This is a genomic window from Pseudomonas sp. MF4836, from assembly GCF_002018875.1.
GTDB lineage: Bacteria > Pseudomonadota > Gammaproteobacteria > Pseudomonadales > Pseudomonadaceae > Aquipseudomonas.
In genome coordinates this window covers 148,017-170,072 of record NZ_MVOL01000014.1, presented here as the reverse complement: position 1 = coordinate 170,072, position 22,056 = coordinate 148,017, and the positions used below count along the sequence as shown (strand labels likewise).

Annotated in this window: 27 protein-coding genes; 14 read left to right on the top strand and 13 right to left on the bottom strand. The window is 56.6% G+C overall.

Translation table 11 applies throughout. The features are described from left to right. The first annotated feature begins 83 nt into the window (after positions 1-83). Positions 84-899, top strand: a complete 816-nt coding sequence (locus MF4836_RS27930) for a monalysin family beta-barrel pore-forming toxin (RefSeq protein WP_078473056.1) — start codon at positions 84-86, stop codon at positions 897-899. A gap of 394 nt (positions 900-1,293) precedes the next feature. Continuing rightward, positions 1,294-1,812: a DUF1993 domain-containing protein gene (locus tag MF4836_RS27925; protein WP_078473110.1), complete on the top strand. Its 519-nt coding sequence runs from the start codon at positions 1,294-1,296 to the stop codon at positions 1,810-1,812. Between the two features lie 238 nt (positions 1,813-2,050). On the opposite strand, the gene MF4836_RS27920 is transcribed toward MF4836_RS27925, so the two are convergent. After that, positions 2,051-2,479 (bottom strand): hypothetical protein, encoded by a 429-nt coding sequence (locus tag MF4836_RS27920; protein WP_102047949.1) that lies wholly within the window; start codon positions 2,477-2,479, stop codon positions 2,051-2,053. An 871-nt stretch (positions 2,480-3,350) separates the two neighbouring features. Between MF4836_RS27920 and MF4836_RS27915 the strand changes: the two genes are divergently transcribed. The 5 genes from MF4836_RS27915 to MF4836_RS27890 all read left to right on the top strand — a co-directional run bounded on the left by MF4836_RS27915 (position 3,351) and on the right by MF4836_RS27890 (position 7,016). After that, on the top strand, positions 3,351-3,737 hold the full coding sequence (locus MF4836_RS27915) for a DUF5329 domain-containing protein (protein ID WP_078473054.1): 387 nt from the start codon (positions 3,351-3,353) through the stop codon (positions 3,735-3,737). A gap of 456 nt (positions 3,738-4,193) precedes the next feature. After that, entirely contained in the window at positions 4,194-4,523 is a 330-nt protein-coding gene (locus tag MF4836_RS35640) for a hypothetical protein (RefSeq protein ID WP_078473053.1), read from the top strand. A gap of 154 nt (positions 4,524-4,677) precedes the next feature. Continuing rightward, positions 4,678-4,872, top strand: coding sequence for a hypothetical protein (locus MF4836_RS27905; protein ID WP_078473052.1), 195 nt, complete (start codon positions 4,678-4,680; stop codon positions 4,870-4,872). A 467-nt stretch (positions 4,873-5,339) separates the two neighbouring features. Next, positions 5,340-5,807: a hypothetical protein gene (locus MF4836_RS27895; protein WP_153050275.1), complete on the top strand. Its 468-nt coding sequence runs from the start codon at positions 5,340-5,342 to the stop codon at positions 5,805-5,807. Between the two features lie 390 nt (positions 5,808-6,197). Further along, positions 6,198-7,016, top strand: a complete 819-nt coding sequence (locus tag MF4836_RS27890) for a hypothetical protein (protein ID WP_178102992.1) — start codon at positions 6,198-6,200, stop codon at positions 7,014-7,016. 169 nt (positions 7,017-7,185) lie between these two features. Here MF4836_RS27890 and MF4836_RS27885 read toward each other — a convergent pair whose 3' ends face one another. Further along, on the bottom strand, positions 7,186-7,722 hold the full coding sequence (locus MF4836_RS27885; protein WP_078473049.1) for a GNAT family N-acetyltransferase: 537 nt from the start codon (positions 7,720-7,722) through the stop codon (positions 7,186-7,188). Positions 7,723-7,868: 146 nt separating this feature from the next. Between MF4836_RS27885 and MF4836_RS27880 the strand changes: the two genes are divergently transcribed. Then, positions 7,869-8,174, top strand: coding sequence for a putative quinol monooxygenase (locus MF4836_RS27880; RefSeq protein WP_078473048.1), 306 nt, complete (start codon positions 7,869-7,871; stop codon positions 8,172-8,174). A gap of 81 nt (positions 8,175-8,255) precedes the next feature. On the opposite strand, the gene MF4836_RS27875 is transcribed toward MF4836_RS27880, so the two are convergent. Next, positions 8,256-8,639: a hypothetical protein gene (locus MF4836_RS27875; RefSeq protein ID WP_078473047.1), complete on the bottom strand. Its 384-nt coding sequence runs from the start codon at positions 8,637-8,639 to the stop codon at positions 8,256-8,258. Positions 8,640-8,701: 62 nt separating this feature from the next. Beyond that, the gene (locus MF4836_RS27870) at positions 8,702-9,268 is read right to left on the bottom strand and encodes a hypothetical protein (RefSeq protein ID WP_078473046.1); all 567 of its coding nucleotides are present in this window, start codon (positions 9,266-9,268) and stop codon (positions 8,702-8,704) included. 191 nt (positions 9,269-9,459) lie between these two features. Here MF4836_RS27870 and MF4836_RS27865 point away from each other — a divergent pair, with 191 nt between their 5' ends. Both MF4836_RS27865 and MF4836_RS27860 read left to right on the top strand, forming a co-directional pair. Further along, a complete protein-coding gene (locus MF4836_RS27865) occupies positions 9,460-9,981 on the top strand; it encodes a GNAT family N-acetyltransferase (RefSeq protein ID WP_078473108.1) in 522 nt (173 codons plus the stop codon). Between the two features lie 132 nt (positions 9,982-10,113). Further along, complete coding sequence (locus MF4836_RS27860) at positions 10,114-10,305, top strand: hypothetical protein (protein ID WP_078473045.1); 192 nt, start codon at positions 10,114-10,116, stop codon at positions 10,303-10,305. 242 nt (positions 10,306-10,547) lie between these two features. Here the strand turns inward: MF4836_RS27860 and MF4836_RS27855 are convergent, their stop codons facing one another. Beyond that, positions 10,548-11,021 (bottom strand): hypothetical protein, encoded by a 474-nt coding sequence (locus tag MF4836_RS27855; RefSeq protein WP_078473044.1) that lies wholly within the window; start codon positions 11,019-11,021, stop codon positions 10,548-10,550. 59 nt (positions 11,022-11,080) lie between these two features. On the opposite strand from MF4836_RS27855, the gene MF4836_RS35195 reads away from it, so the two are divergent. Further along, positions 11,081-11,407, top strand: a complete 327-nt coding sequence (locus tag MF4836_RS35195; RefSeq protein WP_153050274.1) for a hypothetical protein — start codon at positions 11,081-11,083, stop codon at positions 11,405-11,407. A gap of 123 nt (positions 11,408-11,530) precedes the next feature. Next, positions 11,531-11,923, top strand: a complete 393-nt coding sequence (locus MF4836_RS27850) for a hypothetical protein (RefSeq protein WP_238596217.1) — start codon at positions 11,531-11,533, stop codon at positions 11,921-11,923. Positions 11,924-12,039: 116 nt separating this feature from the next. Here MF4836_RS27850 and phnX read toward each other — a convergent pair whose 3' ends face one another. The 7 genes from phnX to phnD all read right to left on the bottom strand — a co-directional run bounded on the left by phnX (position 12,040) and on the right by phnD (position 19,014). After that, the gene (gene phnX, locus MF4836_RS27845; protein ID WP_078473043.1) at positions 12,040-12,867 is read right to left on the bottom strand and encodes a phosphonoacetaldehyde hydrolase; all 828 of its coding nucleotides are present in this window, start codon (positions 12,865-12,867) and stop codon (positions 12,040-12,042) included. Positions 12,868-12,953: 86 nt separating this feature from the next. Beyond that, on the bottom strand, positions 12,954-13,826 hold the full coding sequence (locus MF4836_RS27840) for a LysR substrate-binding domain-containing protein (protein WP_078473042.1): 873 nt from the start codon (positions 13,824-13,826) through the stop codon (positions 12,954-12,956). Positions 13,827-13,881: 55 nt separating this feature from the next. Beyond that, on the bottom strand, positions 13,882-15,177 hold the full coding sequence (locus tag MF4836_RS27835; protein WP_078473041.1) for an MFS transporter: 1,296 nt from the start codon (positions 15,175-15,177) through the stop codon (positions 13,882-13,884). 123 nt (positions 15,178-15,300) lie between these two features. After that, positions 15,301-16,392, bottom strand: coding sequence for an iron-containing alcohol dehydrogenase PsrA (gene psrA, locus MF4836_RS27830; RefSeq protein WP_078473107.1), 1,092 nt, complete (start codon positions 16,390-16,392; stop codon positions 15,301-15,303). A 137-nt stretch (positions 16,393-16,529) separates the two neighbouring features. After that, the gene (phnE, locus tag MF4836_RS27825) at positions 16,530-17,348 is read right to left on the bottom strand and encodes a phosphonate ABC transporter, permease protein PhnE (RefSeq protein WP_078473040.1); all 819 of its coding nucleotides are present in this window, start codon (positions 17,346-17,348) and stop codon (positions 16,530-16,532) included. 2 nt (positions 17,349-17,350) lie between these two features. Then, complete coding sequence (gene phnC, locus MF4836_RS27820) at positions 17,351-18,148, bottom strand: phosphonate ABC transporter ATP-binding protein (RefSeq protein WP_078473039.1); 798 nt, start codon at positions 18,146-18,148, stop codon at positions 17,351-17,353. Continuing rightward, complete coding sequence (phnD, locus tag MF4836_RS27815) at positions 18,145-19,014, bottom strand: phosphonate ABC transporter substrate-binding protein (protein WP_078473038.1); 870 nt, start codon at positions 19,012-19,014, stop codon at positions 18,145-18,147. The genes phnC and phnD overlap by 4 nt, the downstream gene beginning before the upstream one ends. A 109-nt stretch (positions 19,015-19,123) precedes the next feature. Between phnD and MF4836_RS27810 the strand changes: the two genes are divergently transcribed. Beyond that, on the top strand, positions 19,124-19,981 hold the full coding sequence (locus MF4836_RS27810) for a LysR substrate-binding domain-containing protein (RefSeq protein ID WP_078473037.1): 858 nt from the start codon (positions 19,124-19,126) through the stop codon (positions 19,979-19,981). Between the two features lie 48 nt (positions 19,982-20,029). On the opposite strand, the gene MF4836_RS27805 is transcribed toward MF4836_RS27810, so the two are convergent. Then, positions 20,030-20,920: a LysR family transcriptional regulator gene (locus MF4836_RS27805; protein ID WP_078473036.1), complete on the bottom strand. Its 891-nt coding sequence runs from the start codon at positions 20,918-20,920 to the stop codon at positions 20,030-20,032. Positions 20,921-21,030: 110 nt separating this feature from the next. Here MF4836_RS27805 and MF4836_RS27800 point away from each other — a divergent pair, with 110 nt between their 5' ends. Next, positions 21,031-22,038, top strand: coding sequence for a zinc-binding alcohol dehydrogenase family protein (locus tag MF4836_RS27800; protein WP_078473035.1), 1,008 nt, complete (start codon positions 21,031-21,033; stop codon positions 22,036-22,038). The last annotated feature ends 18 nt before the right edge of the window (positions 22,039-22,056 follow it).

The following is a 22,056-nucleotide window of genomic DNA, read 5'->3' as shown; positions in this document are numbered from 1 at the left end:
ATCCGCCTTGAACACTCATTGCAATGCTCAATACTTCGCAGCGCCATCTGGCACTTTGTACACACCCAACGAGGGATGCGAGTATGACGATCAAGGAAGAACTGAACCAACCCCAAAGTCATTCGATTGAACTTGACGACCTGAACAGCGAGCAAGGAAATGCCCGCGCCATTTTGACATCCAACTTTGCCGGCAACTTCGATCAGTTCCCGACTAAGCGGGGTGGTTATGCGATCGACAGTTACCTGCTGGATTACAGCGCGCCCAAACAAGGCTGCTGGGTTGATGGCATCACCGTCTACGGCGACATCTTTATCGGCAAGCAGAATTGGGGCACCTACACTCGCCCGGTCTTTGCTTACCTGCAGTACATGGACACCATTTCCATTCCGCAGCAGGTGACACAGACTCGCAGCTACCAGTTGACTAAGGGGCACACCAAAACGTTCACGACCAGTGTCACTGCCAAATACAGCGTTGGAGGTAGCATCGGTATCGTCAACGTCGGTTCTGATATCTCCGTTGGATTTAGCAGCAGTGAGTCCTGGTCTACTACTCAGACGTTCAGCGAAAGCACTCAATTGACGGGGCCTGGCACCTTCATTGTCTATCAGGTTGTTCTTGTTTATGCGCACAACGCCACTTCGGCGGGCAGGCAGAATGGTAATGCCTTTGCCTATAACAAGACCCAGACGGTGGGCTCGCGCCTGGACCTGTACTACCTGTCGGCCATCACTCAGAACAGTACGGTCATTGTCGAGTCCAGCAAGGCCATCGCGCCGCTGGATTGGGATACTGTCCAGCGCAATGTACTGATGGAGAACTACAACCCGAGCAGCAATAGTGGGCACTTCAGTTTCGACTGGAGCGCCTACAACGATCCTCATCGCCGTTACTGATCTATTCTGACGCGTTGTTCGATGGCCCCTTGTGATGAGGGGCTGTCGTGCGCCAGGCCTTCTAAGACCTTACTGCCGGTCACTATCCCATCAGCAGATGTTCGGCGTGCGCCTCAAGCCCTTTCGACTCGGCTAGGCCGTTCTTGCTTATCGGTGGAAGCACACAGTTGTCGTGTGCGAACTGTGCTCTGCGTAGTCTCGAGAGGCTTGTCTCCAGTGCGGCAGATGCTGATCCTTCAAGACTCGGATGCACGCTTACACTCCACTGGATACCAATGGGCATGGAGCGGAGCGCATGCGGATTCGGTCGGGGAAGAGGGCGCTTCTATTGCCGGGAGTCGTGCTGCAATCTGCTAGGATTCAGACCGCATTGAATGGCTATCTAGGGAAAAATATGTCGGTCTACTCAGTTACCATCCCCTGTTTCGCGCAGATGCTGCGAGCGTTGTCTTCTCTTTTGTCTAAGGGCGAAGCCACTGCTTTAGAGCATGGTTACGACCCGCGCATTCTGCTTGAATCTCGACTCGCACCGGATATGCACAATCTTGCCCAGCAAGTTCAGTACGCCTGTACGCAGGCGCAGGAGGCGGTCCAGCGACTGACGCAGCAGCCAGTAAAATCGTTCACTCCTCCCGAAACCCTGGCAGCAGCGAAGGTGTTGATCGAGCGTACGCTGGCAGTTCTTGATTCGGCGGACCGCACTCAAATAGAGGAAGGGGCTGAGCGCGAAATCGCTATTGAGTTACCCAATGGCATGGCCTTCGATATGACCGGTAATGAGTACGCTGTGAACTGGGCTACTCCGCAGTTCTACTTTCACCTGATCACGGCATACAACATCTTGCGCCATAACGGCGTACCGCTCGGAAAAGCCGATTATGTACAGCACATGTTCGCCTACCTGCGACCCTAGTGTCTCTGCTTGACGTCCGGTAACGGCGCAGCCTTCAAGCTTGCTGCGCCACGTGCGGTTGTGGGCGGGCAGGTCTTCACCCGAACGCCGCGACCCCGCTGGTACATCGCCAAGGCTCGCGATGAAAGTGCAAGGGATCGGTTGGCAGTCCCCTGTCGGATTGCGGTTTTGGTCACGCTGGCTGAGCGCGGCGCCGATAAAAAAGCCCGCGATAGAGGCGGGCTTTAGGTACTGATTTTTAGAGGCAGTCGGACTTGTCTATCTGAAAGACCGCTATCGGTGAGTTGCTTGAGTCGTTGAAGGTGTAATAAACCAACAGTCCTGACTTCACGAAAGTTCCTAGCCCTTTTTCATCGCAGGATACAGACGCCGCAATGGCTTTTCTTTCCTTCTTAAATGCATCGGCATCAACTTCGTTTTTCGAGACGGTGGTGAGCGTGTATGAGATCCGCATGACCCCATCTTTGTAGGTTACCGAATCGAGGCGATTTGATTCATCGAGCATCTTTGGGGTCCCGGCATTCATGATGAGCGCGGTCCCTCTAAGCTGGCGTTCTTGCTCTTGTTTTTTCTCTTCCGGAGCAGACTGTGCATGCCACACCTGGGCCAGGACAAAGAGTAGAGTCGCTGCCGAAAAAAAAATGATTAATCCGCGGTACTGCTTCAACTGAGAGCTCCATATCAAAAGGCCATCATCTATTTGAGCATGGCACTGCCAGCATCTCAAGTTAGAGAAATGCCGGTTAGGTCTCCGGCGCCAAGCTCCATGGCCGTTTTCAGTTCGCCAGTGCTCGTGACCTGCCCAGGAGTCGAACCTGGAAGACTTACGCGCTTGCTATCGAGCGCCCATCGCCTTGCGCTGCATCTCTCTGGCGATGTCGGCCCCCATAGTGTCGAATCGATTCACAGATCAGACTCCGATGCAGCCTGCCGAGAAGCACAAGCGACAGGCCGTGGTGATGCATTCAAGGTCGGCGCGCAATTGAATTGCCATGCGACCCGATCAGCAACTGCGATTGCGAGTCGGATGCATGCCGAGCCTTGCATGATAGGAAAAGTCGCGCCTCCCTGGGCATTGCGGTTGAGTGGTGGCAAGCGGTAAGGTCGCAGGAGATCTAAGAAAGCGGGCCGACTCTTCCGTGGGGCAGCCGCCGAAAGCGGCTGACAGTTGAAGTGATGGCTAATTGAAACTACGATCGCGCCCCTTTAAAGGGAGTCATTCGATGTTTCCAAGATATTTCCGCTGGATTTCGGTGCTGGGCATCCTTGCCGCAGTTGTATTCTTCATAATCGCCAGCCTGCAGATAGTTACTGGCTCGGCGCCAGCAACAGACCTGATACGGCCCAGCATTGCCGCTATCGCATTTGGCTGGGCTTTCACTCAGTCAACCAAGGTCTGATCTAAATCACTGACTTCATCGGCGGGGTCACGCTTAAGCTCGTATAGCGTTTATTGTGCAAGTCCTGCGCTAATACCAATTTCGTTTATGGGTAGCTCAAAGTGCTACAGTCCCGCCAAATCAAGATGAGGGAGCGGTATGGAAATTATGAAGCGTGGGCTGATTCAATGGCTGACAGCAGTGGGTCTTGGCGCAGTTCTAACGGTTAGTAATCTCCAGGCTCAGACGACGCCGCAGGCCACGCAGGAAATAAACGGCTTGCTGAGTTTTGTTGAGCGCAGCGATTGTTTGTTCGTACGCAATGGGACCGAATACCCAGCACCGCAAGCACGGCAGCACCTCGAGAAAAAGCTGAGTTATCTCGAAAACAAAAATATGGTGAGCAGTGCCGAGGACTTCATCAATCTCGCCGCCAGCAAAAGCAGCATCAGTGGAAAGGCTTATGAGGTGCGATGCCCTTCAGGGACGCAACCTGCAAGTACTTGGCTACAGACCGAACTGGAGCGATTACGCCAACCTCGGTAGTTCGTGTCCAAATAGCTCAGCCTCCTTAGCAGGGGCGGCCATATTTGCTGTCGTTCCATATAGCGAGTTTCAGAATTTTCTGATTTTCGCCGGCGTCACGCCTCGTTATGGTTCCTGCGCTCTCCCGGCCCATAACTTGCCTACTGCCTATGGTTCAACGTTGCAGGGCCGGGCGAGCTTCTCAAATGAGCTGAGCAGGAATACTGACTGCGATGCTTTCCGGTGTTGACGATAAGTGCAGTTGGCGGGTTCAGGTAACCTCTTGGCCTTACTTGTCATCTCGCTCAATTGCTGGTCGTCACCTCCAATTCGCCCCTCTATAAATGTGATCTGCCTCGCGCTTGCCGTCGAGAACGGCAGGGCACAGCCTTTAAATGCCTACGCGAAGTGACGCACAATAATGCCCGTCTCTAAGGCAGACGCTCGATGGCGTCGTCACAACTAAGGATGGTGACCATGAATTACAAACATCTGCTGCCTGTAATCCTGTTGGCCGGTTGTGTTTCGCAACCCAACCACAATGGGGTCAATTGGGGGGAGGGAGCTTGCCCTAAACCGGCGCCGGAAAGCATCTCAGCCACCCATCATTTGGTGATTGAGGACGGTAAAACGCTGAAGTGCCAAATCCGCCCTTATGTCTGGAACATGGCTTGCCAAGGGATTGTCGATGGCGAGAGTGACGGCGTTGTTTGCCAGGATGGCGCAGGGAACCAAATGATTTTCCTGTTTGATAACAATGGAGTGCTGACTACTCATCGCAGCCTGAAGGCAGGCCGGGGCATTTAGATAGGGAATGCTGGCGCTCGTGCCTCAGCAAGACAAGCCTCTATGTCCAAGCAAACTCAACCCTGTGTGACGGGCATAGAGGATCCTCGTCGGCTGGCGTGAGTTGTTGAGGTGGGTGATATGCTTCGCTGCTTTTCAAACAAGGAGCGTAATGATGGCCAGTGAAAAACCTGAGGTCTTTCAGGAGTGGTTCACCGCCAAGCGTCGGCGTCGAGTTGGCGGCGTTTTACTTGTCGCGTGGATCGTCGGACTGGTTGTGCATCCAAGTACTAACTGGATCTACTTAATGATTCCCGGAATCATATTTTTCTTCAGTGCCTGGCCGGCTGAAGTTCACGATAAGCGTTGAGACGTTCTAGGACCGCGCAGCAAGAGCGATCTGCGGCGGTCTTCAGAACCTCGACTGCCATTTTTTGATAGGAGTGTTTTCGCAATGGAACTGAAGTCATCGAACAAAAATATCCGAATCGTAGGCTGTGCCGGGATCGTCGCAGGCGCGGCCATGGTCGCAACCAGCCAGGAGAGTTTCGTACATACTTTCGGGATGGGCATTCTTGCTGGAGGCTTGGTTTTTCTCGTGCTTCCGTTTTTCAGGACGACTTGGCGAAAGTAATCAAAACTCCAGTCAATCCAAAGCAAATAGCTTAATTGCGGACCCTAAACACACAAGTGTCTGCATCTTGCCGCGAGTGTTGGCAGTAACCGCTGCCGGCGCTGGCTCAGTCTGTTGGTAATCTGCCTTAAGGTCGATTCACCCAGCGCTTAGGCATTAACCGCACAAACCGGAAAGAAGGCATGAAAAGGATAGGAATGATCATGTTGGCTGTCGCAGCGCTTGCAGGCTGTGGCTCTCAACCGATCGATTACGCCGCTAAGGCGCAGCCGGGCATGACCCGGGAGCGTGCTGTATCGGTGGTTGAACAGGTGTTCTATGAGGACTTCAGCAAGAAGCGCCCTCAATATGTTGAGGTCACCGATGAATTCATTCTGCTTTCTGATGGGACTATTTCCAAAAGCTCGGGCTTTGCCACGGCCGCTCCTATTGGTAACGGCGCAATTGCCGCGGGCAACAGCACCACGGTCACCAAAGCGATGGGCCAGCGTATCTATTTCCGCTCGCTGGGCACTACCACCATTCACAAAACTCGCGGCCGCGAAGGGCGCTACACCGTCGTGATCCGCAACGTTGACGGCAGCGGTCTGCGTAATGTGCACATGCGAACCCAGGCGACCGCCGAACAGTTTATTGATGCGGTGCAGTTTTTGAAGACCATCAGCCGGTAGCGAGCAACCATTGGCACCAAGACCCGCTTCGGCGGGTTTTTTTGATCCCGATGTTCACGAGGTCTGCGCTATGAGGCATGAAAGAAAGGGGAGATAACCCCTTGCAGTGAACGCCACAAAAACTAGATACAAAGCGCAAGATCAAAGTGAGCCTCTCCAGAGGTTACTGGAGAAAACACAATCTAAGAGCCCGTAGCGAGGACCAATATGAGCTTATCGGCGAGGGTGGAACGCTCGGCTCTGGGTGATCGCGTTCTGTATTGATGACGATTTGGGTAGATGATGGCAAAATGACGCCTCTTTTTTGGCGAGTCATTTCTCGCCCCAACCACTGACTCATGCGTACAGCGCGCTTCGCGACGGGCGTCAGAAACAGATAGCAAGGACACTATGAATCCCCTGTTCAAACTAGCGGCGGCTGTTGTTGCCGGTTCACTCCTCGCCGGCTGCGGCGGCGATAACTTCACAGGCGCTTACCGATTCAAGTCCCCCAACAGCGAGAGGACGATGGTCCTCAATGTCCACGGCGATGAAGCAGAGATTTTCGGGCAGGAGGGGGCAGAGGGCCGTATCAAACCCTTGGTCAAAATGAAGGTCTCGGTCAAAGGTGAGAAGCTTCTTCTCGATGATGTGAACGGTACTGAGCGCCTGGCGCTGAAGCGTAACGTCGACGAGCGAAGCCTCGACTGCCTCAACTGCAAGGTGCTGGGCATCAAGGACGAGACGCTTTGGAAGTTTGATCCCAAAGGGCCTTATGACGTAGAGCAAATGCTCAAGGATCAGGCGCGCAAGGATGAGGAGGCACTGAATGCGAAAATGCAAAAGATGCAGGAGCAAATCCTGGAAGACGCCAAGCGGGGGCAGGCCGCTGCGAAGCTTGGCCCGTATGAAGGCGAGTGGGTCTACCAGCGCGTCAGCAAACAAGACCCGCTCAGCATTATGACCATTTTGCGCAAAAGCCAGATCAAACAGTGGTCGTTCAACTTTGAGAGCATGGATCGTCTGTCGCAGATGAATCCTGGATTTGAGGTCACCGACACTGGGCTGAAGATTGGAACTGAGCCAAAGGCTCATCTTTATACCCTCAGCGCTGACAAGAAATCACTGAGCTGCGTGGACTGCCCGCAACCACAGCGCTGGGCCAAGGCCGATCCTAATAAAGACCTTAGTGATCGACATTACGCTCGCCAGATGGCCGGCAGACCCTAACCAATAAGGACGCGCAGCGAGGCTTGGCGAGGCCGGCGGGCTTTCTGAGTTGCGCTGCGTTGTGGCTATCCCGGTAAGGCCTTTCGCGGGAAAAGCGGGCACCGGCGCCAGAGCACGTTCATTGTCTTTTGGCGGCCCTTGGCTGCGGCGAGCACACCTGTTTGGATCGTCAGTCGGTATTCAAAATGGCATACATTTCAAAGTTGCCAGGGCGTCCGCGAACCATGCGAAACGATCTCAGTTTTCCTTCGTATTGGAATCCACACTTCACAAGAACCTTGGCTGAACCACGGTTGGTTTCAAGAACTGTGCCTTGCACCCGTATAAAGCCGTACTCCGTAAATGCCCATTGCGTTACAGACGAACAGACAGCGCTCGCAATGCCTTTTCCCCAATACGCAGGCGCTAGATCATAAGCAATCTCCGCGCTTCGGTTTGCTTCAGAAATGCTGTGGAAGCCGATGGTCCCGATCAGATCACCACTGGCTTGATTGATGATTGCCAGCCGTCTTATCGAGGAGGGTTGTGTCGAGTCTATCTCGTCAAACATGGGAAAAAGATCTTCCTCGGCACGCAAATTCCAACTGGTGTGTTGGGTAACCTCGCTGTTTGAAAGGTAGGCGTACCAGGCTTTTACATCCGTTCGCTCCAGTTGTCGGAGAGAGATATTCAGGAAGTCCACTGTGGGCGCTGTTGGAATCCTCATACTGGGTAACTGATCCTTAGTTTGAGTGGAAACGTATTCTACGTGGTTTTTTAGCCACGACCTGAGTTCGGGAGTTGCAACGGGGCTGCATCTGCGTAGCGTGGTGGCGTACTGTGTCTTTCCTCTCCAACGTTGCGGTATTACTTATGTCTGATGAAGTTCGGCTGGTGGTGATCATTAATACCCAGTCAGGTCGAGGTTCCGAGCAACTGGCGGCTTTTGAACTGCTTGCGCCCTTGGTCCGAGCTGAGCCGGGGTGTATTCAATACGACATGCACCCTGTGGCCGGCAACAGCGACAGTTTTGTGTTGATCGAGAAATGGGCATCAAAAGAAGCGCTGGCGGCTCACAATCTTGCGCCACATATGTTGGAGGCAGCCAAGCGTAACCCAACGTTTCGCGCGGGGCCGGCTACGGTGTTGCTGTTGCAGCCGGCAGTCTCTGTTTCATAAAACCATAGGTTGTCTTGGCCGCTTCTGGCTCATGCGCTGGGTGTTCTGCATAGGGCTGACAGGCAGGCGGAATTCCCAGGGTCAGCTCTTCGGCGAAAAGATCACCTTGACCGGAGCATCGTGTTTGTAAGTCACGGCAGCCGGCCCATAGCCGGGATTGAAATCCGGATGCCAGGCTCTGAGTTCGGTATCTGAAACCCATTCGAGTTGCAGCTGGCTCTCAGGCACGCTGGTGTCGAACTGCGCCAGCGCGTTCACCGCTGATTGGCAGTCTGCCGATAGGCCGGATTCAAGAATGGAGACCTGTATCTTCTCGCTCCAGGTGATTGCACCGCTTTGGGGGCATTGGCGGACCTCGACATGGTATTGCCGACTTGGCGAAGGCAGGTCGGAAACGAGTTTGTTGGGGCCGCAGGCCGCCAATAAAACTGATAGGAAAAGCAGGCCTAGGGTATTTTTCTTCATCGCAGCATTCCAATTGCCAAGGGTTTTCTGGGTGGCCTATCCGTAAGAGCTCCAGCCATCGGCTATTCCTGGCGTTGCTCCTGCTGGCACTGCTCGGATCCAGGGCCTGAAATGGACAGGCCGATGCTGACGGGGTCGACATCGCGCCTACCCACCGTCAGTACGGCCTCAGACGCGCCTTCCAGACTCGCTCCGCGAGATGCCAGCCACTGGGATACTAAAACCTGCTGGCGCTCGTCATCGACGGTTTGGTCGATGGCGACCGAAGGCGGGCCATATCGCTGGGCGAGTAACCGAGTCAGTTCTTCGAAGCGGGCGCGGATTGCCGAGTCCTGCGTATCTCCCGGGATCTCGACCGCCGTGTAGATTTCGCAGAGGCCAACCTCTTTACCGAACTTGAGGGACAACTCCTCAAACCCGGCAATGGGCCTTGGTGGGCGTTCGACCAGCAGAACGTTGCGTCGAGTGTCGCTGCCCAAGACCTGGGTGACGGCCCGGGCTTGCTCGATGGTCATTCCCATCTGCAGGCCGAAAGGCCCGGTGTAGATTGCCGCCGCTTCCTGTTTGCAGCCGGTCGTGGCCAGGGTGAGCAGCGACAGCAGAAGCGGGGCCAACGTGTATTTATTCATGGGAATTCCTCTTTCCAATGGCAGGTTAGCCGTTGCTTGACCGGGTCAACCAGGCATTTGCTTTGGACGTTGTACACGGCAATGCCAACCTGTGCTCGACACACTCCTTTGTTCCCTCGCTCAGGCAGGGCTTGAAATGAGGGGCGGGTTGCGAGTATTGCTTGGCGCCAATCAAAGGCAGGGAGCAGGCAGTGATCACAATTCGAGAAGCGACTACCGAAGATATTCAAGCACTGAGTGATATTGGCATAGAGACTTACCGAGAGCATTTTTCGGACATCTGGACTGCCACAGGTATGCAAGACTTCCTGAACCAGGACTTCTCAATCGACGCACTTCAGAAGTCACTGCAGTTGCCCGCCGCCCATAGCTGGCTCTTGGCATCCGACGCAGAGGGCCGTGTTGTAGGCTTTGCAAAGATCAACTGGTCTAAACCGATGCCTGTATCAGCAGAGGTGGGCGCGGAATTGCAGAAAATCTACTTCCTGAAATCACAGGCAGGCAATGGCTACGGGAAGCAACTTCTGCAGGTCATTTGCCAGATGGCAAAAGAGCGTGATGAAGGCTTTATAGCGTTGGATGTTCTGAGGACCAATGCCAATGCGCAGCGCTTCTATGAACGCTTCGGGTTCGAGGCAGTGGGCGAAATACCCTTCAGTACCGACAAGGCTGAAATCGGAATGGTGGTGATGCGCCGCGACCTTTCCCGGTAGCGAATTTCACGCTCTACGGGCGCCGCACTCCAAATAGTCTGTCCGGGTATCCAGCATGGATGAAAGCCCAGTAGCTGAAAAAGTGGGAGCCGTAGTAGCGTTATGCCTCCACTCAAATCGAAGGGACATGCCATGAGAAATCACATCAAGGAACCACTGGACCGCGTCAAAGCTCGATCTACATTTGCCTTGCAGCAGGCCAGCAAGCACAGCGACGAGATGCTCATCATCGTCAAGGCGCTGCATGACGCGATATCAGGTCTGAGCGAGTCCATCATGGTGCTCGAAAGCCACCTTGGGGATGTTGAAAAACAGCTTCGCTGATGGAGCGTTTCGCCCTTGGCCTACACATGTCCTGACTGGAACTGCAGCCGTTCCGGTATGAATTGAAGGCCTGCAAGGTCTACAGGAACGGCGTTCACCGTCGAGCATTTCCTGGCCTTGGTTGGGCAGTCGTCATGAAAGCCGCCACGGGAGTACGCCGCTGGCGGTTTTTTATGGGATTCAAGTCGAGGAATGAACAGAGCAGCAGGATGAAACGCCATTCAAGGGACTACGGGCAGGGCTCAACCATGGGTGATGAGCTGCTGCTGATAGCCACCATTATCGACCGGTGCAGGGTATCGGCTTTCATCGATCAATGAGCGCAACTGCTGTGAGTGACTGGATTGCCTGAAGGCCACCTGACATTCGGCTGCGTCGAAAAAGCGTCGCAGATAAGGCAGGGCCAAATGGAGCACGGCTGGCTCGATTTTCAATGAGGCGCTCACGATGTCCAGCTGATCGGTCAGGTCACGATATAGATCAATAACCAGGAAACTTTGCTTATCAGCGCACGGGTAAATATGCACGTCGCCGGCGCCAGCAGGCGTGTCGTCGAAGTAGGTATCGTAAAGTTCGGTAATGTTCAGCGCGATTCCCACGGCATTCAATGCGGCCGACAGATCGGCGTTGGGGATGTGCTTGTCTTCGATCCATGTGACCAGGTCGGGCATTGAGACGCAGATGTCGAACTCATTGGCACAGATGATAGGTGTCATGGAAGGCAGATCCTGGCAGTGAAAGCCGGTAATCGTAACACCTTGAGAGAAGAGCTCTTTTGCCAATCCCGTCGATGCGGTTATTTGCTGGGGGCTTGTGCAGCGTGCTCTGGGTAACGTCAGTCTCAGAAGGCAATGACTACAGCCTGCGGCATCTGACGGTGTCCACTCAATGGCAGGATGTAAAGGAACCTTGGGTACAACGCACCTTTGCCTTTGTCTGTGCACCGGGTAATCGCAATAACAATGACATGCTTGCAATGGGCAAGATGGAATACATGCAAATGATTCAGACCGCCCAGGCAATGTTTGAAAAGATGGGGCCGAGCCAGAAAAGGAACCAGATGATAGATGACCTGGACACCCTGTTGGGCAATGAAAAATAAGTGGGAATTGGCGCATTGATCAGTAGCAGGAATCGCCAGTGTTCTTCCTTACATTCACCGGTCTTGGCGGGTCAAAAACCCGTCTTCAACATTTTTGTCTTGCCTATGATAAAGGAAGTAGTGATGTGCAAATGGATTAAGGCATTCTCACTGATATTCATCTTGCCTAGTGTTTTGCTTATCAACGGGTGCCACTTGATTGCCCAGTCTCGCTGGGAAGGACGAGACGTCCAGGAAGCCCTGGATTTATTTGGCAAACCCGATTCAATGCAGAAACAGAACGGCGCTGGCGGCGAAACGCTGGTTCTTCTGACTTGGTATAAATCTTCCAGCTGGACAACCACCGAAGCGGCCGGAACTTCAATGAATCACACGGGCAATGGGATGGTTTACACCGAGTATTACCCAACCGTGGGCACAGCTCTGATTGCAAACTTGAGGCGACCGTCAATAAAGCCAAAAAAATCGTACTGTTCAGAATCGAGGACGGACGAATCCTGCATGGCAAATGTATAAACGTTCCTTTTGTACCTGGGTACATTCCGCCTGGGTTATAGGCCAGGTATGCAGAACATGCCCGCCTGAATTAGCCGTGGTGGCGGGCCGGCGCAAGCCGGCCAAGCCGTATTGCGTCAGCAGCCCTGTGGAGTTTCTCCACGAGCCAGGCGGGCATTGATGTCATCGATGACTGTCGGCAGTTCGACGATGGTGTCGATCAGGTAGTGCGGGCGGGCGCCTTCGAACATGTGGGCGATACGGCCACGTTCTGCAGCCAGTTGCTCGTGTGGCATCGCCTTGTACTGGTCGTAGGTCAAGCCCAGCGCGTTGCCGGAACAGGTCAGGGCGACGGTCCACATGCCGGCACTGCGGCCTTCGAGAATGCCGGGCCAGGTGTCATCGACCTTGACGCAGGCGGCAACGTCACTGACTCCCAAGGCAATCACATTGGCCAAGGCCTGAGCTGGGTGCGGGCGTCCATTGGGCACTTCATCGGTCGCTACTACATGGTCGGCGACATAGCCGTTTTGTCGCGCCAACTCCACCACTTTGGCCATGACGACTGCCGGGTAACCGGAACACGAACCTATTTTCAGGCCCCTGTCACGCAGCGCGCCGATGGCGTCCAGGGCTCCCGGAATCAGCGCCGAGTGCAAGGCGATCTTTTCGATCTGAAGCGGCATGAAGCGTTCATACAGTGCGGTGACGTCGGCATCGGTCGGCAGGCGACCGAAGACCGCACGATAGCGTTCGGCGATCTGCGGTTGGTTGCACAAGGTGCGGATGTGGTCCCACTTGCCCATGCCCATGGGGCCGCGGGCTTCTTCAAGCGAGACGGCAACGCCGAATTCACCGAAGGCTTCCACGAAGATTTGAGTGGGGGCGAAGGAGCCGAAATCAACGACGGTACCTGCCCAGTCCAGGACCACGGCTTGCAGTTGGGTAGGGTGTTGGTAGTGCATGGTGAGTCTCCATTTTTGCGGTAGGGTCCGGCCGTCCCTCTCATCTGCGAGAAGTAGGCCTTTGAATGGTGCAGCGCGTTAGTGGGTCAGGTTGTCGGCGTTGGACTTGAGTCGAACAGCTCGGCGATCATCGGCCGATTTCGGCGAATACCGAGGCAGCACAGGTGATAGTCGATGGAGAACGGGTGGTTAACAAAGGTGATCGGTTTGGTTCCCGGAGTTTCTGCGTACTCCACGGCGGACACGAAACCGATGCCGATGCCCTTGGCGATGGCGTGGACAATGGCTTCGCGACTGTTGAGCTGCATGACGCAGTTCAGGTCTACGTCCAGCCGCTTGCAGCTTTCCTCGACTAATTGACGGGTGCGTGAGCTTTTTTCGCGGAGTACCCACTTCTCGCCGCTGATTTGCTCGACCCGAACCTCGTCCTGGCTTGCCCAGGGGTGGTCGTCGCGAACCACCGCAATAATCGGGTAGCGTCGGTAAAGCTGGGTATCAAAGCGCTGGTCGAATTCGGAGAGTGCAAGAATTGCCACATCGATATCGAAGTTGAACAAGCGGTCCAGTGTCTCTTTTTCAGGAGAAAACGACGTTTCCAGTTCAATGTCCGGGTGTTGCTGCATCAGCTCATACGTCAGGTTCATCGCAATCGGTGGGGAGACCGCACCCAGGCGCAACATGCCGGTCTTGCGTTGCTTGAAGCTTTGCAAAAGTTGCACGGCTTCATCTTCCTGGCCAAACAGGCCCTGGGTGATTCCATAGAGCTTGTGTCCCGCCGAACTCATCTCGATAAAGCGTCCACGACGATGGAAGAGCTCCACCGAGAATGTTTTCTCCAGCGCGTTTACCTGTTCACTGACCGTTGGCTGGCCGACGCTCAGGTATTGGGCGGCGAGTGTGAAGCTGCCGGTCTTCGCCACTGCATGAAAGGAGCGTAACCACTTGTGGTACTGGTACATGAAAAGATCCTGTTCGTGAGTGGTCAGCCGTGAGTCGCGTCTTTATGTCGAATAGTCAGCGTCGGATGAAAAGCGCGACCGCTGCACTGCACACACATGCCGACGTAACCACGATGAAGATCAACGATGTATTGCCGGTACTGTCGAGCATACTGCCGATCAACGGCTCTGCCAGGCCGGCAAACAGATAGGACGAGAAGTTCATGACTCCGGTTGCCGTGCCGGCCCGTTTTGCTCCGACCAGGTCGGGGCACAGGGCCCAGAAACTCGATGCGGGGCCGTAGACAAAGAAGCCGCAGAGAAACAATGCCACAAGCCCTATTGCGCTATGGGGGGGCAGGCTCCACATCCACAGGCTGGTTGCGGCGCCAAGGAACATGTAAAGCATGATTGCCAGGTAGCGCTTGGAGCCAAACAGCTTGTCCGAAACCCAGCCGTTACTGAGGGCACCAATCGCCATGCCCACCGGCAGGGCAACGGTAATCCACTTCGGATCGATCATGCTGTCGCCGCTTTTCCAGTTGGCCCCCAGAAAATGCACCGGCACCCAGACGATCAGGCCGTAGCGCGCAGCGTTCTGAAACCCCAGGGAGATGGCGGCGACGATCAAGCGGAAATTCTTGAGCACGGCTTTATAGCGTTGCGCGGAGGATTCGGCTTCGCCGTCTGCCACCTCGTGGTTTTTATCCTCGGCATTGGCGACGCCGGTATCGGCCAGCGCCTCGAAGCCCAGGTCCTGGGGGCGCTCACGAGCCACCAGGTAGAAAATGATGCCGCCGGCCAACATCAATAAAACCGGCAGCCGAAAGATCCAGCGCCATTCCAGTTGCAGCACCTCAAGCACAATGATTGAAGTCACGTAGGACAGGACTGAGGCGCACCCGGCGGCAAATACATAGAAGCCATACACCTTGCCGCGCTCGCCGGCACTCCACCAATTGGAGATCAACCGACTCCCCGGTGCCCAGCCCAGGGCCTGGAAGTAGCCGTTGATCCCCCAGGGCAAAATAAGACCGACGAAGCCCGAGGCAAAGCTGGTCACCCAGTTAGCTGCACAGGACAGGACGGCGCCGAGGGTCATGATGCGGCGGCCGCCGAATTTGTCGGCGAGGTTACCGTTAATGGCTTGGCCGATAGCGTAGGCCCAGAGCATGGCCGCAGACGCCCAGCCCAGTGTTTCCTTGCTCAAGCCGAACTCGGCCTGGATCCCCGGAATGGCGAAGCCGAATGTTTGCCGTCCGGTGTAGAAAAACAAATAGCAGAACATGGCCGCCAGCAGCATGCGCCATTGGGCGACTCGGAACGGTGAAGTGCGGACGGCGAGACCAGGCATGGTGTAGGCACGATTCATGATCTTTTCCTTATTATTGTTCGTTCCCGCCGAGTGAGTTCGGAGGGTGCACTCTTTTCAGGGGCTGCAGGAAATCGTCGCGGCTCGTCATGCCGCTGACAGTGTTTGGGGGGTGGTTGGGCTCTAGGCGGCTTGTGTGCCGATGAAGTTTTTGCCTCTGGCGCCCTGCATGGCGAAATTGACCATGTCTTCGGCCTCCGATGCCGTGACCCCATAGTCGGAAAACTCGGTTTTTACATCCAGGCTGTGCAGGAATTCACGTAACTGACCCTGAGCCTTTTGCAGGTCGTTACCGAATATGCGCTGCAGGGTCCGGTCGCGTGCGGCGTCGTGGCCCCAGGCCAGGCCCAGCACCAGCGGCAGGGTGAAGGAGCAGGCTATTCCGTGTGCCAGGCCGTAGCGCAAAGTCATTTCGTAGGAGATCGAATGGGCCAGGGCGGTTTTGGTATTGGAGAACGCCAATCCGGCCTTTAGCGCGGCCAATGCCATGCGCGAGCGCAGTTCATGGTTGGATAAGTCACGGCGCAGTTGCGGCAGGCATTCCAGAATGTCCTCGATGGCAGAGACGGCCAAGGTGTCCGAAACCGGGTTGGCATTGATGTTCCAGATCGACTCAAGGGCATGGGACAGCGCATCCAGCCCCGTTGAAACCGTGACCCCCGCCGGAACCGTAAGCATCAGTTGTGGGTCGATAATGGCCACTTTGGGCCAGGTGCATTCCAGGTGCAGGGAGTATTTCTTGTGGCTGGCCGAATCCCAGATCGTGGCCCAGGGAGTGACTTCGCTGCCGGTGCCCGCCGTGGTCGGGGCCGCGATCAGTACCTTGCTACGCACCGGGACGAACGTCTTTCCCGTGGACAGCAGCGCGAGCAATTCATCAAAGCGCCCCGACTCGGTGCCCACGATCAACGCTTTGGCCGTATCGATCGCGCTGCCACCCCCGACGGCGATGACCGTCTGGCAGTCGCCGGCCTGTTGCCAGAAACGATCGTAAGTGTCGCGCAGGTGGGCCACGTCCGGGTTGGGTTGGACATCGTCGATGACGTACACCAGGCGCTCGCCCAGCAAGTCATGAATCCGATCGAGCAACCCCAGGCCGCGAGCTTCAGGAAAGGTAACGAGGGCGACTTTCTGGTTTTCGGTGATAGCGACCAGTTCAATAAGGCTGTTCCAGCCAAAACGGGTGTCTACAGGGTTGTGGAATCGGGTGGTCATGGTGAGTCCCTGGTTTTTGTTGTTGGAAGTGGCCCCATACTCGGGGCCCTTCAACAACAGCTCAAATCGATAATTCGCAGGCTTTAATCGGCTGGCCCGATACCTGAGCCAGCAAGGCGTTTGTGCATGCGCTGGCTTCAGCGATGAGCTCCTCGCTGAATCGCATTGCGCAATCTTCCGGAGACGGCATCGGCCGCGATCACCATCAGGGTGATGACGATGATGCAGGTGGCGGTTTCCTGATACTTGAAGAGCTTGAGACTGCTCACCAGCTCAAACCCGAGCCCGCCGGCACCGACCATGCCGAGCACGGTGGCCGAGCGCAGATTGACTTCGAAGCGGTACAGGATCACGGCAATCCAGGCGGTGATGACTTGTGGCAACACGCCAAAAACGATGACCTGCAACGGTCGGGCACCGGTCGCCTGCAATGCCTCTATCGGGCCCTGATCAATCTCCTCGATGCTTTCGGCAAAGAACTTGCCCAGCATGCCCAGGCCGTGCAGCGCCAATGCCAGTACGCCAGGGAAGGGGCCCAGGCCAACGGCCGAGACGAATATCAACGCCAGGATCAGTTCGTTGATGCTGCGGGTCACGTTGAGGAACTGCCGGGTCGCAAGGAACACCAGGCGATTTCGGCTCAGGTTGCGTGCGGCGAGAAATGCCAGCGGGATGGCCAGTAACACGCCGAGCAGTGTGCCCCAGATCGCGATTTGCAGCGTTTCAACGGCGGGCGCCAGCAATCTTGGGAGGATGCTCAGGTCTGGTGGAACCGTGCGCGCCAGGAAATCGCCGATTTGCGGCAGACCGGCAGCCAGTTCACCCACGCTCAACTGCGCGCCCGCGGCGCTCCAGTGAAGTGTCAACACCACGGCCAGTACAACCGCGCACGTCGATAGCCAACCGCGGGTTCCGCGAGGCAGGTCCACGGTCCACAGATAGTTTTGCTGTTTCATGTTCAAACCCTCAGCTCTGTGGCTCGGATCAGCGGCTTGGCCGCTGTCGCCTCTGCATCCTCTGCCGACACTGGCTGGCCAGGGTAGATGCGCTGCAGATCAGCTTCGGTCATCTGGGCCGCGTTGCCGTCATACACCAGCTTGCCGTGGGCCAGGCCGACAATCCGATCCCCAAACTCGCGGGCGTAATCAACCTGGTGCAGGTTGCACACCACTGTGATCCCCAATTCACGGGTGGCATCGCGCAGGTATTGCAGCACCAGGCGCGCCGTGTTCGGGTCGAGACTGGCCACCGGCTCGTCCGCCAGGATCACCTTCGGTCGTTGCGCCAGGGCCCGGGCAATGCCTACCCGCTGCATCTGCCCTCCGGACAGTGCATCGGTGCGCTCCCGGGCTTTATGCGCCAGCTCCACACGCTCCAGGCATTGCATGGCCAACGCCACATCTTCGCGACTGAACAGCTGCAAGATCGAGGTCAAGGTAGACACTGCGCCCAGGCGGCCGGTGAGCACATTTTTCAATACGCTGAGGCGTGGCACGACGTTGTGGTGCTGGAAGATCATTGCCGCCTGACGTCGCAGGGCGCTGGTATCGCGACAGGTCAGTGCATCCATGCCCGCCACGGTAAGCGTCCCGGAATCAGCCTGGACCAGTCGATTGATACAGCGCAGCAACGTCGACTTGCCCGCGCCGGATTGGCCCAGCACCACCACAAACTCACCGGCGGCGACGTCCAGGTCGACACCGCGCAAGACCGTGTTGGAGCCGTAATGCTTGGTCAGTTGGCGGATGCTGATCATTTCAGTCTCCGCAAATCGAGGTCGAGGACCTTGGCGGTTTCGCGCACCACGTCGTAAGCCGCATCAGTGGTGGGCTGGAAGCCATCCAGTTGGCCTTGGTCACCCCAAGGCACGTCCTTGATCGAAGCCAGGGCCGCAGCGACTTTCTCTTTGAGCGCCGGGTCGAGATTTTTGCGCCAGACCATTGGCGACTCCGGAATCGGCCGCGAACTCCAAACCACCTGGAGGTCATCGTCTTTGACCAGGCCTCTGGCCACTGCGTTGGCAAGAATGCGGTCGGCCACTGCGGCAGCGTCGACCTTGCGGTTCGCGACTGCGAGGATGCTGGCGTCATGGGAGCCGGAGAAGATTACCCGTGAAAACAGTTTTTCCGGATCGAAGCCGGCCTGCTCCAGCCCGGCCTTGGGGAATAGGTGACCGGATGCAGAGCTTGGATCGACAAAGGCGAAGGTATGGCCCTTGAGGTCGGACAATTCACCAATCCCACTGTCCTTGTGCGCCAGAATCAGGCTGTGGTAGGCGCTCTGGCCGGTTTTTTTGGTGACCGCCACCGCGAAGGCCTCGACATCGGCCACCGACGTAGCCAGCACATAGGAGAACGGACCGAGATAGGCCACGTCCAGTTTGCCGGCCCGCAATGCTTCGATGATGCCGTTGTAGTCGGTCGCGACAAAGGGCTCGACGGGCATGCCCAGCTTTTTCTCCAGGCTGCTGAGTACCTGCTTGCTGGACTCGATCATTGCCTGGGAGTCCTCTGATGGGATCAGGCCAATTCTCAGCTTGTCGTTCGCCGAGGCTTGGCAGGCAGCGCTTATCGAGAGGCAGGCAATAGCGGCGATACGCAAGAATCTGGAGAAATTGTTCATGGCATTCCAGGAGGTTGGTTGAAGTGGCCTCAGGCTAGAAATGTCACGTGACAGTCATACGATCAATTCAATATGGATTTCAGCACTCAACTATTGATGGGATCTATGGATGTCCACCGCAAAGATGCGCGCCTTTCTCGCCGTGGCCCGCCACGCAAGTTTCAGCGCCGGCGCACGGGCGCTGGGGCTCAGCCAGCCGACGTTGACCACCCAGGTGCAGAGCCTGGAGCGCCAGTACAATCTGGAACTGTTCAATCGCCGGGGACGGCGCATCGAGTTGTCGGATGTCGGCCGGCAGTTGCTGCCGATCGCTCAAGCAATGGCGGCGCTGGACCTGGATGCGCACAACCTGCTGCGTGACTCCGGTCAGCTGGACAGTGGCCAGTTGAAACTTGGCGCGGTCGGCCCCTTTCACGTGATCGAAATGGTGGATAACTACCTTCAGCGCCATCCGCGCATCGACGTGTCGATCCGGGTCGGCAACTCGGCCCAAGTGCTGGCTGATCTTGAAAACTATGTGACGGATATTGCGGTGCTTGCCGGTCGAAACGATGATCCAGGGCTCTGCTCGGTGCGTTACGCGCGCCACCCGATCATTCTGTTTGCCCACCATGAGCATCCTTTTGCCGGGCGTGGTTCAGTGCGCCTGGAGGAGCTGGAAGGTCAACGGCTGCTGCAACGCGAGCCCGGGTCGACCACACGTCTGGTCCTGGAACAGGCGTTGCTCGCGGCAGCAATCGTTCCGCGCATCGCCATGGAAATCGGCAGTCGCGAAGCCTTGCGCGAGGCCGTGGTGCGGGGGCTGGGGCTGGGTGTTGTCTCCGAGGCCGAGTTCATTGCCGATCCTCGTATTCGCACGATCCGCATTGCGGGCGATCCGCTTTACACCGAAACCTATCTCTATTGCCTGGCGGAGCGACGTACCAGTCGGCTGATCAGCTCATTTTTCGATGTGGTTCTGGCTTAGCCGGTAACTGCCCGGGACCTGAGGATGTTACTGCCCCACGGCATGAGCTCAGATGCGCTCCAGCATGGAGAATTGACTGCTGAGCCAACTGTAGAGCTGAGTCACCGCTGGCGAGATCTGTTTACGGTGCGGGCACACCAGGCTTAACGGCGAAGCGTCGCCGGGGTACTCAGGCAGTAGCACCACCAGGCGTCCAGCCGCTACATCGCTGCTGACATCCAGCCAGGATTTGTTGGCGATACCTTCTCCGCCCAGGGCCCAGCGTCGGACCACATCGGCGTCGTCACTGAACAGTGGGCCGCTCACCTGGATCGACTGGTTACCCAGGCGCCACTTGTCGTAGACCCGGCCGTTTTGCAGGTAGAGCAAGCACGGATGGCGGCTCAGGTCATCCGGGGTGCTCGGGTATCCATGGCGCTCGACATAGTCTGTGGACGCAACCAGCACCCTCCGATTCCAGGGCGCCAGGGGCAGGGCAACATAGTTGGCATCCTCATTCGATCCGTACCGTATCGCCACATCGACCGGTTCGCGAAACAGATCCGCCACCTGGTCGGAGAGGACAAAACGCAAACTGAGTTCCGGATGCTGGCGGCGGAATGCCGAGAGCCATGGCAGCAGAATATTGCGCCCCAGATCGGACGGTGCCGCCACTTGCAGTACTCCACGAAGACGGGCATTTGCTCCGTGCAGGCTTTCCTCTCCTTGCTTCAAGGTCTCAAGCACAGAGAGGGCCGTGGGCAGGTACTGCTCACCCTCGGCAGTCAGTCTGAGGCTGCGGGTGGTGCGGGCGAACAAACGCACATCCAGCTCGCGCTCCAGGCGCTTGATCGCCGCTGCAACCTGGCCAGGTAACAGATCTGCTTCCAGTGCTGCGGCGGTGAAGCTGCCCAATGCGGCGCTGCGCACGAACAGGCCAAGATCATCAATACGGATCATTTTCACTCCTGCAGTGAAAGTGTTGGTGCATTCTGCAGGTTTTTCTTTGCCCATGGGAAGCCGAAGATGATCGCAATTGAGCGCATCAGCCCTTCATACAGCGAGTGTCCATGAAAGCGATTTCCTTTACCCAACACGCCTTGCCCATCGAAGATCCTCAGGCACTGCAGGATATTGACGTTCCTGTGCCGACTCCTGGCCCCAGGGATCTGCTGGTGGAAGTGCAGGCGGTTTCAGTCAACCCGGTCGACACCAAAGTGCGTGCTGGGACTTTCACCAGAGAACCGAAAATCCTGGGCTGGGACGCCGCAGGTATCGTCCGTGAAGTGGGCGCTGAAGTGACACTGTTTCATCCCGGCGATGAAGTGTTCTACGCGGGCTCCATTGTCCGCGCCGGCAGCTATAGCCAATTGCACCTGGTGGATGAGCGAATTGTCGGGCATAAGCCGCGATCGTTAGGTGCAGCCTCCGCTGCAGCGTTGCCGCTGACGTCGATAACCGCCTGGGAACTGCTGTTTGACCGCCTGGGGGTCGCCGAGGAGTCAGGGCAGGGCGAGTGTCTGCTGATCATCGGTGCGGCCGGTGGCGTTGGTTCGATGCTGGTGCAACTGGCCCGCCAGTTGACCCGGCTGACCGTTATCGGTACCGCTTCGCGGGCGGAGACCGCAGATTGGGTTCGGCACATGGGGGCCCACCATGTGATCGACCACAGCCAGCCACTGCTTCCCCAGTTGGAAGCACTGGGAGTGGCAGAGGTCAGCTATGTGGCCAGCCTGACCCATACCGAGCTACACCTTTTGCAGTTGATCGAGGTGCTGCGTCCGCAGGGGCGCCTGGCTGTGATCGACGACCCGCAGAGCCTGGATGTGATGCCCCTCAAGCGAAAGTCCCTGTCGTTGCACTGGGAACTCATGTTTACCCGCTCGCTGTTCGAAACCCCGGACATGATCAAGCAGCACCACTTGCTCAATCGCGTCTCCAACCTGATCGATCAGGGCGTTTTACGAACCACCCTGGGGGAGCACTTCGGCCTCATCAATGCCGCCAATATGCGCCGCGCCCATGGGCTGGTCGAGAGCGGAAAAGCCAAAGGCAAGATCGTTCTCGAAGGTTTCTGATCATCATCCCCACACCTG